Annotated in this window: 12 protein-coding genes and 1 pseudogene; 9 read left to right on the forward strand and 4 right to left on the reverse strand. The window is 68.8% G+C overall.

All coding sequences use genetic code 11. From position 1 onward, the window contains the following. Positions 1-56 precede the first annotated feature (56 nt). The 5 genes from K3M35_RS01830 (at position 57) to dxs (ending at position 7,639) form a co-directional block, all read left to right on the forward strand. Entirely contained in the window at positions 57-2,054 is a 1,998-nt protein-coding gene (locus K3M35_RS01830; protein WP_006551355.1) for an APC family permease, read from the forward strand. Next, positions 2,051-3,334, forward strand: a complete 1,284-nt coding sequence (locus K3M35_RS01835; RefSeq protein ID WP_217579860.1) for a class I SAM-dependent RNA methyltransferase — start codon at positions 2,051-2,053, stop codon at positions 3,332-3,334. The genes K3M35_RS01830 and K3M35_RS01835 overlap by 4 nt, the downstream gene beginning before the upstream one ends. A 151-nt stretch (positions 3,335-3,485) precedes the next feature. Further along, a complete protein-coding gene (locus K3M35_RS01840) occupies positions 3,486-3,944 on the forward strand; it encodes a MarR family winged helix-turn-helix transcriptional regulator (RefSeq protein WP_006551357.1) in 459 nt (152 codons plus the stop codon). Further along, positions 3,941-5,536, forward strand: a complete 1,596-nt coding sequence (locus K3M35_RS01845; RefSeq protein ID WP_006551358.1) for an MDR family MFS transporter — start codon at positions 3,941-3,943, stop codon at positions 5,534-5,536. The genes K3M35_RS01840 and K3M35_RS01845 overlap by 4 nt, the downstream gene beginning before the upstream one ends. A 159-nt stretch (positions 5,537-5,695) precedes the next feature. Then, entirely contained in the window at positions 5,696-7,639 is a 1,944-nt protein-coding gene (gene dxs / locus K3M35_RS01850) for a 1-deoxy-D-xylulose-5-phosphate synthase (RefSeq protein WP_217579859.1), read from the forward strand. A gap of 76 nt (positions 7,640-7,715) precedes the next feature. On the opposite strand, the gene K3M35_RS01855 is transcribed toward dxs, so the two are convergent. After that, the gene (locus K3M35_RS01855; protein ID WP_024100730.1) at positions 7,716-9,113 is read right to left on the reverse strand and encodes a sugar porter family MFS transporter; all 1,398 of its coding nucleotides are present in this window, start codon (positions 9,111-9,113) and stop codon (positions 7,716-7,718) included. 366 nt (positions 9,114-9,479) lie between these two features. Between K3M35_RS01855 and K3M35_RS25965 the strand changes: the two are divergent. Further along, positions 9,480-9,695: pseudogene (locus K3M35_RS25965) on the forward strand (oxygenase MpaB family protein); the annotation flags it as partial. Positions 9,696-9,818: 123 nt separating this feature from the next. Here the strand turns inward: K3M35_RS25965 and K3M35_RS01865 are convergent. The 3 genes from K3M35_RS01865 to K3M35_RS01875 form a co-directional block, all read right to left on the reverse strand. Beyond that, a complete protein-coding gene (locus K3M35_RS01865; RefSeq protein WP_217579858.1) occupies positions 9,819-11,072 on the reverse strand; it encodes a ribonuclease D in 1,254 nt (417 codons plus the stop codon). Between the two features lie 115 nt (positions 11,073-11,187). After that, complete coding sequence (locus K3M35_RS01870) at positions 11,188-12,630, reverse strand: wax ester/triacylglycerol synthase family O-acyltransferase (RefSeq protein WP_019289223.1); 1,443 nt, start codon at positions 12,628-12,630, stop codon at positions 11,188-11,190. A gap of 51 nt (positions 12,631-12,681) precedes the next feature. Next, positions 12,682-13,257: a DUF3000 domain-containing protein gene (locus K3M35_RS01875; protein WP_024100732.1), complete on the reverse strand. Its 576-nt coding sequence runs from the start codon at positions 13,255-13,257 to the stop codon at positions 12,682-12,684. Between the two features lie 169 nt (positions 13,258-13,426). Between K3M35_RS01875 and hemE the strand changes: the two genes are divergently transcribed. The 3 genes from hemE to hemQ are packed head-to-tail and all read left to right on the forward strand — an operon-like array spanning position 13,427 to position 16,580. Next, positions 13,427-14,524 carry a uroporphyrinogen decarboxylase gene (hemE, locus tag K3M35_RS01880; RefSeq protein WP_019289225.1) on the forward strand — a complete coding sequence of 366 codons (1,098 nt, stop codon included), beginning with the start codon at positions 13,427-13,429 and terminating at the stop codon, positions 14,522-14,524. Continuing rightward, positions 14,521-15,879, forward strand: a complete 1,359-nt coding sequence (locus K3M35_RS01885; protein WP_217579857.1) for a protoporphyrinogen oxidase — start codon at positions 14,521-14,523, stop codon at positions 15,877-15,879. The genes hemE and K3M35_RS01885 overlap by 4 nt, the downstream gene beginning before the upstream one ends. A gap of 5 nt (positions 15,880-15,884) precedes the next feature. After that, positions 15,885-16,580: a hydrogen peroxide-dependent heme synthase gene (gene hemQ / locus K3M35_RS01890; RefSeq protein WP_024100734.1), complete on the forward strand. Its 696-nt coding sequence runs from the start codon at positions 15,885-15,887 to the stop codon at positions 16,578-16,580. Positions 16,581-16,626: the final 46 nt, after the last annotated feature.

Consider the following 16,626-nt stretch of genomic DNA (forward strand, 5'->3'; position numbering starts at 1 on the left):
GAGGTCGTGACCCGGCCGAGGGGTACTTCGGGGCCGGAACCGCATAGGCTTTGCGCGTGTCCAAGCTTTCCACCGCGGCGAAGCGGCTCGTGCTGGGTCGCCCCTTCCGCAGCGACACTCTCGGGCACGAGTTGCTGCCCAAGCGCACCGCACTGCCGGTCTTCGCCTCCGACGCGCTGTCGTCGGTCGCCTACGCACCCGAGGAGATCTTCCTCGTCCTCTCCGTCGCGGGGTTGTCCGCCTACGCCTTCTCGCCGTGGATCGGACTCGCTGTCGCCTTCGTGCTCGTGATCGTGGTCGCCGGCTACCGCCAGACCGTGCGCGCCTACCCGTCCGGCGGCGGCGACTACGAGGTCGCCACGAAGAATCTCGGGCCCACGGCAGGGCTGACCGTCGGCAGTGCGCTGCTCGTCGACTACGTCCTGACGGTCGCGGTGTCGCTGTCGTCCGCGGCGGCGACGGTCGGATCGGCCGTCCCGTTCGTCGCCCGGCACAAGGTGCTCTTCGTCGTCGTCGCGATCGTGCTGCTCACCGCGGTGAACCTGCGCGGACTCCGGCGCGCCGGCCGGGCGTTCGCCGTGCTCACCTACACCTTCGTGGGCTGCATGCTGGTGATGCTCGGGGCCGGGATGTTCCGGATCTTCGTCCTCGGCGACGACCTGCGGGCGGAGTCGGCGGACTTCGAACTCGTCGCCGAGCAGACGGATCTGACCGCGCTCGCCTTCGTCCTCCTACTCGCGCGCGCCTTCTCGTCCGGTTGCGCGGCGCTGACGGGTGTCGAGGCGATCAGCACGGGGGTGCCGGCCTTCAAGAAGCCGAAGGCACGCAACGCCGCGACGACCCTGCTGGTGCTCGGTGGCATCGCCGTCACGCTGTTCCTCGGGGTGGTCTTCCTCGCCGAGCGGCTCGGTGTGGTGGTGGCCGAGCATCCCGACACCCAGCTGCGCGGTGCACCCGAGGGTTACGAGCAGAAGACGCTGCTCTCCCAGCTGGCGCACACCGTCTTCGAGGGGGTGCCGGCCGCGTTCGTCCTGATCACGATCGTCACCGCCGTGATCCTCGTGCTCGCCGCCAACACGGCCTTCAACGGATTCCCGGTGCTCGGTTCGGTTCTCGCGCAGAACCGTTACCTGCCGCGCCAGTTCCACACCCGCGGCGACCGGCTCGCCTTCAGCAACGGCATCCTCTTCCTCGCCGGGATCGCCGTCGTCTTCGTGTGGGTCTTCGAGGCCGAGGTCACCCGGCTCATCCAGCTGTACATCGTGGGTGTGTTCGTCGCGTTCAGCCTGGGGCAGGCCGGCATGGTGCGGCACTGGACGCGGGAACTGAGCACCGAGACGGATCCGTCGGCGCTGGGCCGCATGGCGCGGTCGCGGCTGATCAACGGCGTCGGGTGCGTCTCCACGTCGGTGGTGCTGCTGGTCGTGCTGACGGGCAAGTTCGCCGCCGGGGCGTGGATCGCAGTGGTGACCATGGTCGTCGCGTTCGGGCTCATGAAGGCGATCCGGCACCACTACGACACGGTCGCCGCCGAACTCGAGAGGGCGGACTGGGACGGGGTGCTGCCCAGCCGCACCCATTCGATCGTGCTCGTCTCGACCTTGCACCTGCCCACGATGCGCGCCCTCGCCTACGCGCGGGCGACCCGCCCCGACACCCTCGAGGCGATCACCGTGAACGTCGACGACGAGAGCACCCGGCGTCTCGTACTCGAATGGGAGAAGAGCGATCTCACCGTGCCGTTGAAGGTCGTCGAGTCGCCCTACCGGGAGATCACGCGGCCCGTCCTCGACTACGTCCGCCGGGTGCGGCGCGATTCTCCCCGCGACGTCGTGACCGTCTTCATCCCCGAGTACGTGGTGGGGCACTGGTGGGAGCAACTGCTCCACAACCAGAGCGCCCTGCGGCTCAAGAGCCGGCTCCTCTTCCAGCCGGGGGTGATGGTGACGAGTGTGCCCTGGCAGCTGCGCTCGTCCGCGGACGCCGGTGCGGTGGGGCGGGCCGCCCCCAACGGGCAGGATCGACAGTTGGACAACGAGGAGGAACCGCGGTGAATCGTCAGGCACACCCGCGTACGGATTGGTCCGGCCGGAGGATCGAGGTGATCCTCGGCAATCCCGCCCACGGTGGTGCGTGTGTCGCGCGGTTCGAGGGGCGCGTCGTGTTCGTGCGGCACGGACTGCCGGGGGAGCGTGTCTTCGCTCGGGTCACCGAGGATCGGGGCGGGTCGTTCTGCTTCGCCGACGTGGAGGACGTGCTCGAGGCGTCCGAGGACCGCGTCGATCGGGTCTGCCCGATCTCCGGTCCGGGAGGGGCGGGTTGCTGCGACCTCGCGCACATGACCGTCGAGGCGCAACGCCGTTTCACGGGCGCGGTGGTGGCCGAGCAGCTGCGCCGGCTCGGTGGAGTGGACCGCGAGGTGACCGTCGAGGAGGTGCCGGGCGGTGCGTCCAACGGCACCCTGTGGCGCACCCGGGTCCGGCTCGCGGTGGACGTGGTGGGGAACCCGGGATACCGCCGGTACCGCAGCAACGAGGTCGTCCCGGAACTGGCGTGCCCGCAGATCGATCCGCACGCCTACGTCGGCCTCACCGATCGTGTGTGGCAGCCGGGAGCGGAGCTGCAGGTCGTACTCGACGCGGACGGCCGGCGGCACGTGGTGGAGATCGCACCTCCGGTCCTCTCGGGTGGTGCGCGGCGGCAGGGCCGGCGCGGCGCGGCGTCGCGGCGGGCGGCGGTGAACGCGCGCCGTCCGGAGAAGGTGATCGAAGGCTCGGGACGTGTGGTCGAGCGGGTCGGCGAACGCGAGTGGCGGTTGGCGCCGACCGGTTTCTGGCAGGCCCACCGCGGTGCCGCGTCGACCTATTCGGCTGCGGTGGCCGACTGGGCGCAGACCTCGGAGGGTGCGACGGCATGGGATCTGTACGGCGGAGTGGGGGTCTTCGCGGCCGTGCTCGCAGAGCAGGTCGGTCCGTCCGGTCGGGTGGTGTCGGTCGAGTCGTCGAAGACCGCCGTGGACGACGGGATCGAGGCGCTCGCCGACCTCGGCCAGGTGTCCTTCCGTCACGGGCGCGTGGAGCGGGTGATTCCCGATCTGCCGGCTCCCGAGGTGGTCGTCCTCGACCCGCCGCGGGCGGGGGCGGGCAAGGACGTGGTGGTCGCCGTGGCCGCAGCGGGACCGCGCCGGATCGTCCACGTGGGCTGCGATCCCGCGTCCTTCGGTCGTGACGTGGGGCTGTACCGGGACCACGGATTCGAGTTGGCGGACGTCCGGGCCTTCGCGGCGTTCCCCTCCACCCATCACGTGGAGTGCATCGGACTGTTCACCCGTTGAACCGGGTTCCCGTCGCACCCGCTCGGGGCGAGGTGTGACGAGGGCCGCATCCAACAGTTGGTGTGACGTGAAAAGAGATTGCTTGTAGTACGCAACTAATCTGTATAGTTGCATGACGTAATCAATTAGTTCACTCCGACGGAGGTTCGCTGTGCCGGAAAAGGCTCAGGCCCACGAACTCGCCGACGCCATCTTCATGTTCGGTCGCACGCTGCGCGGTGCACTCGTGCACCACGACACCGATGTGCTTCCTTCCGCGCTCGTCGCGGTGCTGTTCGTGCTCGCACGGATGGGGGAGTGCCGGCCCAGCGAGCTCGCCGTCGAAATGTGCGTCAGCCAGTCGTCGTTGAGCAGACAGATCGCCGAACTCGTCGAGCGAGGCCTCGTGGATCGACATCCCGATCCCGACGATCGTCGTGCTCATCGGGTGAGTTGTTCGGTCGCGGGTATCGAGATCCTCGACATCGTGAAGAAGCGCCGGACCGAACGGCTCTCCGCAGAACTCTCGGACTGGCACGAGGACGAGATCGCAGGCGCCATCACGACGCTCGAACGTCTCACCTCCTCCCTGGCTCCGCTCGTCATCGATACTCGAAGGACCAATTCATGACCACAGTCTCCGGACAGGGAGCGCAGCCGGATGCTCCGGCAGCCGAGGAGCAGATGACGCACCGCGAGATCCTCGTCGTGCTGTCGGGCCTCCTCGCCGCCCTCTTCACGGCGCTGCTGAGCAGCACCATCGTCTCGACCGCCCTGCCGACGATCATCGCGGATCTGAACGGCACGCAGACCCAGTACGCCTGGGTCATCACGACGGCGCTGCTGGCGAACGCCGCGTCGACGCCCATCTGGGGCAAGTTCGCCGACCTGTTCAACAAGAAGCTGCTCGTCCAGCTCGGGATCCTGGTCTTCGTGATCGGCTCGGTCCTGGCCGGTATCGCGCACAACGTGCCGGTCCTGCTCGCCGCCCGCGTGATCCAGGGCATCGGCATGGGTGGTCTGACCGCTCTCGTCGTCGCGATCATCGGCAGCATCATCCCGCCCCGCCAGCGTGGCCGGTACTCCGGCTACATGGGCGCCGTCATGGCCGTCGCCATGTCGGGTGGACCCGTGCTCGGTGGTGTCATCGTCGACCTCCTCGGCTGGCGCTGGTGCTTCTACGTCTGCGTTCCGATCGCCGTTGTCGCGCTGATCCTGCTGCAGCGCACGCTGCATGTCACGACCGTCCGCAAGGAGAACGTGAGCATCGACTGGTTCGGCGCCACGCTCATCACCGCCGCGGTGAGCGTCCTGCTCGTCTGGGTGTCCTTCGCCGGCAAGGCCGGCTACTACGAGTGGATCTCGGTCGAGTCCGCCCTGTACGTCGGTGCCGGCATCGTCCTGCTCGTCGCGACGTTGATCGTCGAGACGAAGGTCGCCGATCCGATCATCCCGCTGAAGATCGTCACCGAACGCACCACCGGTCTCGCGATCATCGCGTCCGTGGCCGTCGGTATCGGTCTGTTCGGCGCCACCACCTTCCTCGGCCAGTACTTCCAGACCTCGCGGGCCTACAGCCCGACGGTCGCCGGTCTGCTCACCATCCCGATGGTCGCCGGCACGCTCGTCTCGTCGATGCTCTCCGGTGGGCTCATCACGCGCTTCGGCAAGTGGAAGGGCTTCCTGATCGGCGGCGCGATCCTGCAGATGGTCGGTTTCGGCCTGCTCGGCACGGTCGACCACCTCACCTCGCTCACGCTGATCAGCGTGTACATCGCGATCGTGGGTCTGGGCACCGGCATGCTGATGCAGAACCTCGTCCTCGCCGTGCAGAACACCGTGAGCGTGCGCAACATCGGCGCCGCAAGCAGCTCGGTCGCCTTCTTCCGCACCTTCGGTGGCGCGATCGGTGTGTCGGTGCTCGGTTCGATCCTCGCGTCCCGTGTCGCGACGATCTCCGCCGACGGTCTCGCGAAGCTCGGTGTGGACACCTCCGGCGGCGGATCGGGTGGAAGCCTCGACTTCTCCCAGCTGCCCGAGCCGGTGGCCGAAGTCATCCGTGCCGCCTACGGCGACGCGACGGCGACCCTCTTCCTCGTGGCGGCGGCGTTCGCGGTCGTTACCCTGGTGGCAGTGGTGCTGATCCCGAACCAGGCGTTGCGCACCACCATCGACCTCGTCGAGGAGAAGTCGCCGGCCGATCGCGCCGACATCTCCTCGTGAGGGTGACCTCGCTCACCGGCGGGCGATCCGTCCGCCGGTGACCAGGAGATCACGCGGAAGCGAGGCGGTGGCGGGAGACGCTCCGTTCCCGCGCTCCGTAGACTGAGGAAATCACTCGCGCGACGAGCGTGAGGCACGAGCCGGAGGGAGCTGTTCCAGTTGGGTGTTCTGTCCCGCATCCAGTCGCCCGACGATCTACGTCGACTCTCTCCTGTGGAGCTCACCGAGCTCGCGGGGGAGATCCGGGAATTCCTGGTCGAGAAGGTCGCGGCGACCGGCGGTCACCTCGGTCCCAATCTCGGCGTCGTCGAGCTGACCATCGCTCTGCACCGGGTGTTCGATTCGCCACGCGATCCGATCCTCTTCGACACCGGTCACCAGGCCTACGTCCACAAGATCCTCACCGGTCGTCGCGACGAGTTCGACGGTCTCCGGCAGAAAGGCGGGTTGTCCGGCTACCCGTGCCGCGCGGAGAGTGAACACGACTGGATCGAGTCGTCGCACGCCTCGGCGGCCCTGTCGTACGCCGACGGACTCGCCAAGGCCTATTCGCTGTCCGGACAGTCCGATCGGACCGTGGTGGCCGTGGTGGGCGACGGCGCGCTGACCGGCGGTATGTGCTGGGAGGCGCTCAACAACATCGCCGCCGGGCAGAACCGTTCGATGGTGATCGTCGTCAACGACAACGGCCGCTCCTACGCGCCCACGATCGGCGGTCTCGCCGAGCACCTCGCGGCGCTGCGCCTCAAGCCCGGCTACGAGAAGGTGCTCGACAACAGTCGGCGCATCGTCAAGCGGATCCCCTGGATCGGCTCGGCGGCCTACTCGGTGCTGCACGGCATGAAGGCCGGTGTGAAGGACGCGGTCAGCCCGCAGGTGCTCTTCACCGATCTGGGCATCAAGTATCTCGGCCCGGTCGACGGGCACGACGAGCAGGCGATGGAATCGGCGCTGCGTCGCGCGAAGGCGTACGGCGGTCCGGTCCTCGTCCACGCCGTCACCCGCAAGGGAGCGGGCTACGCGCCCGCCGAGAACCACCTCGCCGATCAGATGCACGCCACCGGCGTGATGGATCCGCGCACGGGCCGGGCGAAGTCCGCCTCCGCTCCCGACTGGACGTCGGTCTTCTCCGACGAACTCATCGCGCTGGGAGAGAAGCGGGAGGACGTCGTGGCGATCACCGCCGCGATGCCCGGACCGACCGGCCTCGCCAAGTTCGGCGAACGGTTCCCCGAGCGCACCTTCGACGTCGGCATTGCCGAACAGCACGCGGTGACGTCGGCGGCGGGTCTCGCACTCGGCGGAATGCATCCCGTCGTCGCCGTCTACTCGACCTTCCTCAACCGCGCCTTCGACCAGTTGCTCATGGACGTCGCACTGCTTCGGCAGCCGGTCACCGTGGTGCTCGACCGGGCGGGCGTCACGGGTTCCGACGGGGCCAGTCACAACGGCATGTGGGATCTGTCCCTGCTGGGAATCGTTCCCGGCATCCGGGTCGCCGCTCCGCGCGACGGGGCGACGCTGCGAGAGGAACTCGGTGAGGCGCTCGACGTCTCCGACGGCCCGACCGTCCTCCGGTTCCCCAAAGGCTCGGTGGGAGAAGACATCCCGGCGATCGAGCGTCTCGACGGCACGGTCGACGTGCTGCGGATGCCGCCGTCGCGGTGCGGCGACGCACTGATCGTCGCGGTCGGCGCCTTCGCCGGTCTCGCGCTCGACGTCGCCGATCGTCTTTCCAGGCAGGGCATCGACGCCGCGGTCGTCGACCCGCGATGGGTGTTCCCCGTGCCCGACGCGGTGGTCGACCTCGCACGCGGCTTCCGGATCGTCGTCACAATCGAGGACAGCGGCCTCCACGGTGGTGTCGGCTCGGCGGTCTCCGCCGCGTTGCGCCGCAACGGCGTCGACGTGCCCGCCCGCGATCTCGGGGTGCCGCAGAAGTTCCTCGATCACGCCTCCCGCAACGAGATCCACGCCGAACTCGGTCTGACTGCCCAGGACGTGGCGCGTCAGGTCAACGGCTGGGTCGCCGGCCTCGACAGCGAACCCGAGGAGCGATCGCGACCGTCGGCGGTCGAGCAGTCCGACCGCGAAGCGGGCTGAGTCCGACCGACGCAGGTGAGCAAACGCCAGGGGCGGTATCCGGTGATCCGGATACCGCCCCTGGCGTTTGTATCGGTTAGCTCTGCATCTCCTCGAGTTCCATGCCCTTGGTCTCGGGGATCTTGGCCTTGACGAAGAAGAACGACAGCAGGGCGAAGAACGCGAACAGTCCGTACAGGAACCACAGGCCGACCGCGGAGGTGAGTGGTGGGAACGCCAGTGTCACCGTGAAATTCGCGATCCAGTTGGCGGCGGTGCTAATACCGAGGGCCACCGCGCGCATGCGGTTCGGGAACATCTCGCCGAGCATCACCCACATGATCGGACCCCAGGTGGCGGCGAAGAAGATCACGAAGGCGTTCGCGCCGACGAGGGCGAGCGCACCCCACGGTGCCGGAAGTTCGACGTCCTCACCGCTGCCGACCGCCTGCGAGAAGGCGATCGCGGCGAGCAGCAGGCTGACGAACATGCCGATCGAACCGGTCATCAACAGCGGACGGCGACCGATCTTGTCGACGAACAGGATCGCGACGAACGTCATGACCACGTTGATCACGGCGGTGATCACCGAGGTCGTGAACGACTGGTTCTCGGTGAAGCCCACCGACTTCCACAGTGTCGTCGAGTAGTAGAAGATCGCGTTGATACCGACGAACTGTTGGAAGACGGCCATCGTGATGCCGACCCACACCAGCGGCTGCAGACCGAAGACCGGGCCGCGGATGTCGCCGAAGGACGCCTTCGACTCGCGTCGCAGCGTCAGCCGGATCTCGCGGACACGCTCGTCGGGCCGGAGCTCGCCCGTGACGTTGGCCAGGACGGCCGCAGCCTCTTCGTCCATGTCCTTGCCGACGAGATAGCGGGGGGACTCCGGGATCGTCAGCGCCAGTACACCGTAGAGGACGGCAGGCGCGACGCCGACGAGGAACATCCACCGCCAGGCCTCGAGATTCCACCACAGCTCGTTCGACGCTCCACCGGCGGCGTTCTGCAGCACCGCGTCGGACAGCAGGGCCGCGAAGATGCCGAGAGTGATGGCGAGCTGCTGCAGTGATGCGAGGGCGCCACGGTAGCGAGCGGGTGCGATCTCGGAGATGTAGGTCGGTGCGATGACCGACGCGATACCGATGCCGAGGCCGCCGAGCACACGCCACAGCATGAGATCGGGAACGCTGAAGGCCAGACCGGACCCGATCGACGAGATGACGAACAGGGCGGAGCCGAGGAGCATCACCCGCTTGCGGCCCCAACTGTCGGCGAGGCGTCCGGCGAACCACGCGCCGACGGCACAACCGAGCAGGGCGATGGCGACGGCGAAACCGGTCACGAACGAACTGAGCGCGAAGTTGTCCTGGATGGAGTCGACGGCGCCGTTGATGACCGAGCTGTCGAAGCCGAACAGGAAACCGCCCACGGCCGCCGCGACGGTCACGGCGATGACTTTCGCGGCGTGTGCGGTCGATGGTTGGGTCACCGAGGAACTCCTGGATCGGACTGGCCGCGAGAGCGGGAAAAGGGTTGGACACAGTGTGTTTTCTTCAGGGGAACATTACGCCGGGGTGAACGGCCGACTCGACGTTTCCGGCGAGAACTCGCCCACAAGGCGGACTTCGAACGCGGCATGGAGTGTGGCGACGCCTCCGAGTGGGTAAGAAGTTAAGAAATATTCTCTCCGCGCCGTCGCTCTGTCTGCGACCTGCCCAAGCGGTGAGGACCTCCGCTTGACACCGTGCGATCTGGAAATACAGTCCCGTTCCATGGCTCGGCGACGACCGGACGCGACGGTACGGGGTGTGGTGGGTGAAGCGGCGTTCCCGCTGACTTGACCTGGAGGTTCCTCATGGAGATCGCTCTGCCTCCGGTAGAGCACGGGGTGGTGGAACACAGCAGGGCGCTCATCGATCCCGTCACACGTTTCCGGAACACGAGCGCGTACATCTTCCTCGTGGCGTTCGGCGACGACGAGGAACGGCGCAGGGTGGTGCGTTTCGTCAACCGCGCCCACGCACCGGTCCGCTCCGACGGATACAACGCCTTCGATCCGAGGCTCCAGTTGTGGATCGCCGCGGTGATGTTCCACGGCGGCCGCGACGTGTACGAGCGGTTCTTCGGCCTTGATGTGATGTCCAGGACGCGGCAGCCGCCGGAAGTAGATGGCACGCAGAGCAGACGGCGGAGATCAGTTCTCCGCCGTCAGGGCCTTCGCGAGTCGCGGCACGGTCAGCGCGCGCTGCCACGGCCGTGCCCCGCCCTCGGCGAAGCGGCCGTCGATGTACTCCTCGACGTCGGCCCCGTCGGAGACGTCCCAGTCCCAGCACAGGCGCCGAACGAGTTCGGGACTGATCAGGTTCTCGACGGGAACGGCGACTTCCTGGCTCAGAGCGGTGAGTTCGCCGCGCGCGAGGGCGAGACGTGCGGCCTCCTCAGGGTGGTGACGCGACCACCGGCCGGCTGGGGGAGGCCCGGTCAGGGGCGGCGTGAGAGGTGGGAGCCGGTCCTCCGGCAGTGCACGGGCCCGCTCGATCGCGTTGAACCACGCACGGGAGGAACGCCGCTGCCGCGGACCGCCGAAAACCGGAAGCTCCTGCAACTGTTCGACGCTCGTGGGATTCGCCTCCGCGGCGGCGATGATTGCGGAGTCGGGAAGGATGCGCCTCGGGGCGATGTCACGCCGGGCGGCGATCTCGTCGCGGGTGGTCCACAGTTCCCGGACGATCGCCAGGCGGCGTCGGTCCTTGATCGCGTGGATCTTGGACGTGCGCCGCCACCGATCGGGCTTCGGAGCGGGCGGCCCCGCGAGCCGGATGTGCTCGAATTCCTGAGCGGCCCACTCGGTCTTGTTCTGCCGCTCGAGTTCGCGCGCCATCGCGTCGCGGAGTTCGACGAGCGGTTCGACGTCGAGCGCGGCGTAGTTGAGCCACGAGTCGGGAAGCGGTCGCGTCGACCAGTCCGCCGCACCGTGGCCCTTGCGCAGTTCGAGGCCGAGGGTCTCGGCCACGATCGCGGCGAGACCGACGCGGGGGAATCCGGCGAGACGACCGGCGAGTTCGGTGTCGTACAACTTCGCCGGACGGAGTCCGAGTTCGGCCAGGCCGGGGAGATCCTGGTCGGCGGAATGCAGGACCCATTCGAGGTCGTTGATCACCTCGGTCAGGGGAGCGAGGTCGTCCCGCGTGGGAATGGGATCGAGCAGCACCGTGCCGGCGCCGTCACGACGGAGCTGTACGAGATAGGCGCGCCCGGAGTAGCGGTAGCCCGATGCGCGTTCGGCGTCGACGGCGAGCGGGCCGTGTCCCTGCGCGAGCATCGCTGCCGCGTCGGCGACCCCGCGCGCCGTGGTGACGACCTTCGGGACGCCGTCGCGGGGTTCGAGGAGCGGCACCGTGGTCACGCTCGTGCTCTTCTGCTCGTCCTCGTCGTTCTGTGCCGGCATGGGCGTGACTCTAGCGGTGTCGTCCCCGTGTGCAATTCCGTTCCTGTCCGGAACGTCCGATCGGTGGACACGCACGGACCCGCTCGACGCCTCGCGAACTCCCCTCAGAACACCGTCACCTCTCCTGCGAGACGACATCGTCGCGCTCCACATCCGATGTGAGGATGTCGTCGTTCTCCGCGCCGGCCGCGAGGATGAGGTCCTCGAGGGCGGGGGAGAAGTCGTCGACGAGTTTCCACAGGTCGGGGACGAGATCGGGACACGAGATCAGACCGATGTCGAGCCTGCCGTCGAGGGAGAGCACCGTGATGTTGAGCGCTGCGCCGTGGAAGATCGGGCCGAAGGGATACATCGCCGTCATGCGGGCGCCCAGGAAGTACAGCGGCACGGGAGGTCCGGGCACGTTGGAGATAACGAGGTTGTGGATCACCGGGTGCCGGTCGGCGAGCCGCAGTCCGGCGTAGGCGCGCATCGCGGGGGCGAACACGGCCGCGCCGAGGAACTGGGACCAGTCCTGCAGCAGGTTCGCGCCGAGGTCGGCGTTGTGTTCCTTGGCCACCGCGTTCGCTTCCGAGAGTGCCCGCAGCCGCTCTGCGGGGTCGGCGATGTGTGTGTGGAGGTCGGCGAACATCGCCGAGACCTGGTTGCGTCCCGGCCGATCCGACCTGCCGTGGACCGAGACCGGGATCATCCCGATGAGCGGGGAGTCGGGCAGCTCGCTGCGCCGCTCCAGATATCGGCGTAGCGCGCCGGCGCACACCGCCATCACCACGTCGTTGACGGTGACGCCGAAGACGTTCTTCACCAGCTTCACGTCGTCGAGGTTCAGCTCGGCGAAGCCGACGGTGCGGTGTCCGGTGATGGTGGAGTTGAACGGGGTGCGCGGCGCCGTGAACGGCGCGGGCATGGCGTCGCCGCGTCGGGCGCGGGCGATCCAGGAGGTCAGCGATGTGACCGCGCCGGGAAGGATCCGCAGCAGGTGGAGAGGCCGGCGGGCGACGTTGAGGGCTCCGGCGATCGCGATGGCGAGATCGTTCGCGTCGCCGGCACCCCACTGCACCGGTTCGGGCCGGGGATCGGCCGGGTCGAGGCTGCACAGCTGCGCGATGAGTGCGGCACCGGAGACCCCGTCCACTCCGGCGTGATGCATTTTCGCGATGACGGCGATCCTGCCGTCGTCGAGACCGTCGACGAACCACATCTCCCATAGTGGCCGGGAGCGATCCAGGGGTTGCGCGGCGATGTGTCCGCACAGCTCCGCGAGCTCGGTCCGGCCGCCCGGGGCGGGCACGCCGACGTGGTGGACGTGCCGGTCGAGGTCGAAGTCGTGGTCGTCGACCCAGACCGGATGGTCGAGGTTGAACCTGCTGTCGGCGAGCTTCATCCGGAACTGGGGTACGGCGGTGAGGCGCGCTTCGAGTTCGTTGCGTAGTCTCACGTAGTCGTAGCCGCCCGGGACGGTGGACGGATCCAGCACGATCAGCCCGCAGATGTGGAGGAGCTGACTGGGGGTCTCGAGGTAGAGGAAACCGGCATCGAGCCCGCTGAGACGCTGCATGGAATCAAGAGTAGAACAGGTTCTAGAAATCCGGTCGGATTGCAGCGGTTTTCACCGCTGGAGTCGCGCAACCCCCGCCGGAGGCAGACCCGCGGCATATGCGAGGACGTCACAGAACGCCTCCACGTGCAGGGTCAGCATGTCGGACTGCGGAGTCCACGACGCGCGCAGTTCCAGTTGGTGGGCGCGTCCCGGGCCCGCGATGTCCCCGAACCGCACGGAGGTCGTCGCCGTCACCGTGCCGCCCAGCGCCGTGAGCGGTTCACCGTGCGCGGCGAGGGCGTCGACGAGCCAACTCCACGCGACCTCCGGCAGCAGCGAGTCCGCTGCCAGGCTCTCGTCGACGTCGGCCTGGATGTACGAGACGAGCCGGGTGGTCCCGTGCCACGCCTCGTCGCCGTCGGGGTCGTAGAGCAGGATGAGACGGCCGAACGCGTCGCCCTCCGACTGCTCGGGCACCCCCTCCGTCTCGTCGTGCAGGACCTCGGCGCCCAGTGCATAGCTGTAGGGAGCGAGCCGTTGCGGGGGTCGGATCGGCCCGACCTCGATCTCCGGGCGCACGGTAGCCGCGTTCATCGCATCGACTGCGGAACGGAAGCGGGCCGGCTCGGCGGGCGAGGTGGTCACCGAGCGGAGGTTAGTGCCGGTGACGCACCGCACGCGGGAGGCGCGCCGATTCCGGTGGGCGGCGCGGTCGTGGCAGCATGGGCAGCGGGTCCGCGCCACACGTCTCGGTCCGGGACCCGACAGACGCTGCCCTGCGCGACGGCGCGCAGTGCCCGAAGAACGAGGATCGATGACCGGCTTGGAGAACACGAACGTCGGCTCTGCGGTGCCCGCGGAGTACCCCGCGCGAAGGATCCTGCCGCATGCGCCCCTGCTGGCGGCCGCGCGCGGTGAGCGGCCCGTCCACCGGCCCGTGTGGTTCATGCGCCAGGCCGGCCGCTCCCTGCCCGAGTACCGGGAGATCCGGGCCGGCGTCGGCATGCTCGAATCGTGCTTCGACCCCGAGCTCGTCTGCGAGATCACGATGCAGCCGGTGCGGCGGCACAAGGTCGACGCTGCCATCCTGTTCTCCGACATCGTCGTCCCGCTCAAGGCGGCAGGTATCGACCTCGACATCGTCGCCGGGACGGGCCCGGTCGTCGCGAACCCCGTCCGTACCGCCGCCGATGTCGCCGCGCTGCCGTCCCTCGAGGCCGAGGAGGTCGGGGCGGTCGCCCGCGCGGTCGGTCTGCTGACCCGCGAACTCGGCGACACCCCGCTCATCGGCTTCGCGGGGGCGCCCTTCACCTTGGCGTCCTATCTCGTCGAGGGCGGACCCAGCCGCAACCACGAGCACACCAAGGCGCTCATGCACGCCGACCCGAAGACCTGGCACGCGCTCCTCGGCAAGCTCACCGATGTCGCTATCGGCTTCCTGCGCGCGCAGATCGGCGCCGGTGTCGACGCCGTCCAGCTCTTCGACTCGTGGGCGGGCGCCCTCTCGCTCGCCGACTACCGCGAGTACGTCCTGCCGCACTCCGAGCGTGTCTTCGCCGAGATCGCCGGTGCGGGGGTGCCGCGCATCCACTTCGGTGTCGGCACCGGTGAGCTCCTCGGCGCCATGGGTGAGGCGGGCGCCGACGTGGTCGGCGTCGACTGGCGCATCCCGCTCGACGTCGCCGCGACCCGCGTCGGCCCCGGCAAGGCCCTGCAGGGCAACCTCGACCCCGCGATTCTGTTCGCGGGCCGGGAGGTCGTCGAACGCGAGGTACGCCGCATCGTCGCCGAGGCCGACCGTGCTCTCGAGGCCGGCGCCATCGGACACATCTTCAATCTCGGTCACGGCGTGCTGCCCGACACCGATCCCGATGCCATCACCCGAGTGGTCGAGCTGGTGCATTCGCTGTGACCCCGCCGACGGTCGCGGTCGTCGGCGGTGGGATCAGCGGGCTCGTCGCCGCGTATCGGCTGCGTCGTTCGCTCGGCGCCGTCGCCCGCATCGTCGTGCTCGAGCGATCGTCGCGGCTCGGCGGCAAGCTCCGCACGGTCCCGCTCGCGGGTGATCCTGTCGACGTCGGCGCCGAGGCGTTCATCGCACGCCGACCCGAGGTGGTCGCGCTCGTCGAGGAACTCGGCCTGAGCGCCCACATCGTCCACCCCTCGGCTGCCCGTCCGCTCCTGTACGCCGACGCGCGACTGCATCCGCTGCCGGCGGGCACGCTCATGGGCATCCCCGCCTCGGCGCAGGCCGTGGAGGGTCTCGTCGACGACGAGACCCTGGCGCGCATTGCCGCCGAACCCACAGTGCCGTTCCACTGGGACCGGGACTCCGACGTCTCCGTCGCGGATCTCGTCCGATCACGCTTCGGTGAGCAGGTGGTGCAGCGCAGCGTCGACCCGCTGCTCGGTGGGGTGTACTCGGGGCTGTCCGACACCGCGGGTGTCCGTGCCACCGTCCCGACGCTCGCCGCGGCCCTCGACGCCGGCGCGACGAGCCTGAGCGACGCCGTCGCCCGCGCTCTGCCCCCGAAGTCGGACGCCCCGGTCTTCGGGACGCTGCGCGAGGGCTACGGCGTGCTGATCCAAGCCCTCGTCCGTGAGGCCGACGCCGAGTTCCTCTACGGCACAGCCGCATCCGGACTGAAGCGCAGCGGTGGCCGGTGGTCGGTCGATCCGCTCGGCGAGGTCGACGGTGTGGTGCTTGCCGTGCCCGCCCCGGACGCCGCCCGGCTGCTCTCCGACAGTGTCCGATCCGCCGCGCAGTGCGTCGCGCAGATCCCGCTCGCCTCGTCGGTGGTGGTCGCGCTCGCGTTGCCGCACGACGCCGGCCTGCCGCAGAACTCCGGGATCCTCGTCGCGACGGGGGAGGAACTGTCGGCGAAGGCCTTCACGCTGTCGAGCCGCAAGTGGCCGCACCTCGCCGAACGTCCCGTCGCACTCGCGCGTGCGTCGTTCGGACGGTTCGGCGACGACGCGCTCGTCGACGCGTCCGAGGCCGACCTGATTGCGCTGGCCCGCGCGGATCTCGCGACCGTCACCGGAGTCGACGCCGAACCGGTGGCCGCCTTCGTGCAGCGGTGGCACGGCGGGCTGCCGCAGTACCGCGAACACCACGGCGAGATCGTCGCCGCCTTCGAGGCCGAGATCGCAGGGATCGACGGACTCGAGGTCGCCGGCGCGATGCTGCACGGTGTGGGTGTACCCGCATGTGTCGCAACAGGCACGGCTGCAGCCGCACGCCTGACTGCACGAATGGAAGGATGAACGTCATGGCACGTCTCGACTACGACAAGCTCAATTCCACCCTCCGTTACACGATGTGGTCGGTCTTCCAGGTCCGGCCCGGCGTCCTCGGCGACGACCGCGCCGCGGCGATCGAGGACGCGAAAGCGTTCTTCGCCCGCTTCGACGACACCGACGTGATCGTGCGCGGTATCTACGATGTGGCCGGCACCCGCGCGGACGCCGATTTCATGATCTGGACGCACGCCGAGCACATCGAGGATCTGCAGAAGCTGTACGCCGACTTCCGGCGCACCACGATCCTCGGCCGCGCGAGCACCCCGGTCTGGTCGAACACCGCACTGCACCGACCCGCGGAGTTCAACAAGAGCCACCTGCCCGCCTTCATCGCGGGGGAGGAGCCGGGCAACTACGTGTGCGTGTACCCCTTCGTGCGGTCCTACGAGTGGTACCTCCTGCCCGACGAGCAGCGTCGCAAGATGCTCGCCGACCACGGCATGGCGGCCCGCGGCTACCCCGATGTCCGCGCCAACACCGTTCCGGCCTTCGCGCTCGGCGACTACGAGTGGATCCTCGCCTTCGAGGCGCCGGAACTGCACCGCATCGTCGATCTCATGCGCGACCTGCGTGCCACCGACGCGCGCCTGCACGTCCGGGAGGAGACCCCCTTCTTCACCGGACCGCGGGTCGACGTCGAAGCCCTCGTCGCGTCGCTGCCCTGACGTGACCTCGACGAGCGCGGTGCCACCCGAGGGAGAAGGTCGTCTG

The sequence above is a fragment of the Rhodococcus sp. DMU2021 genome, assembly GCF_019641445.1.
GTDB lineage: Bacteria > Actinomycetota > Actinomycetes > Mycobacteriales > Mycobacteriaceae > Rhodococcus > Rhodococcus pyridinivorans.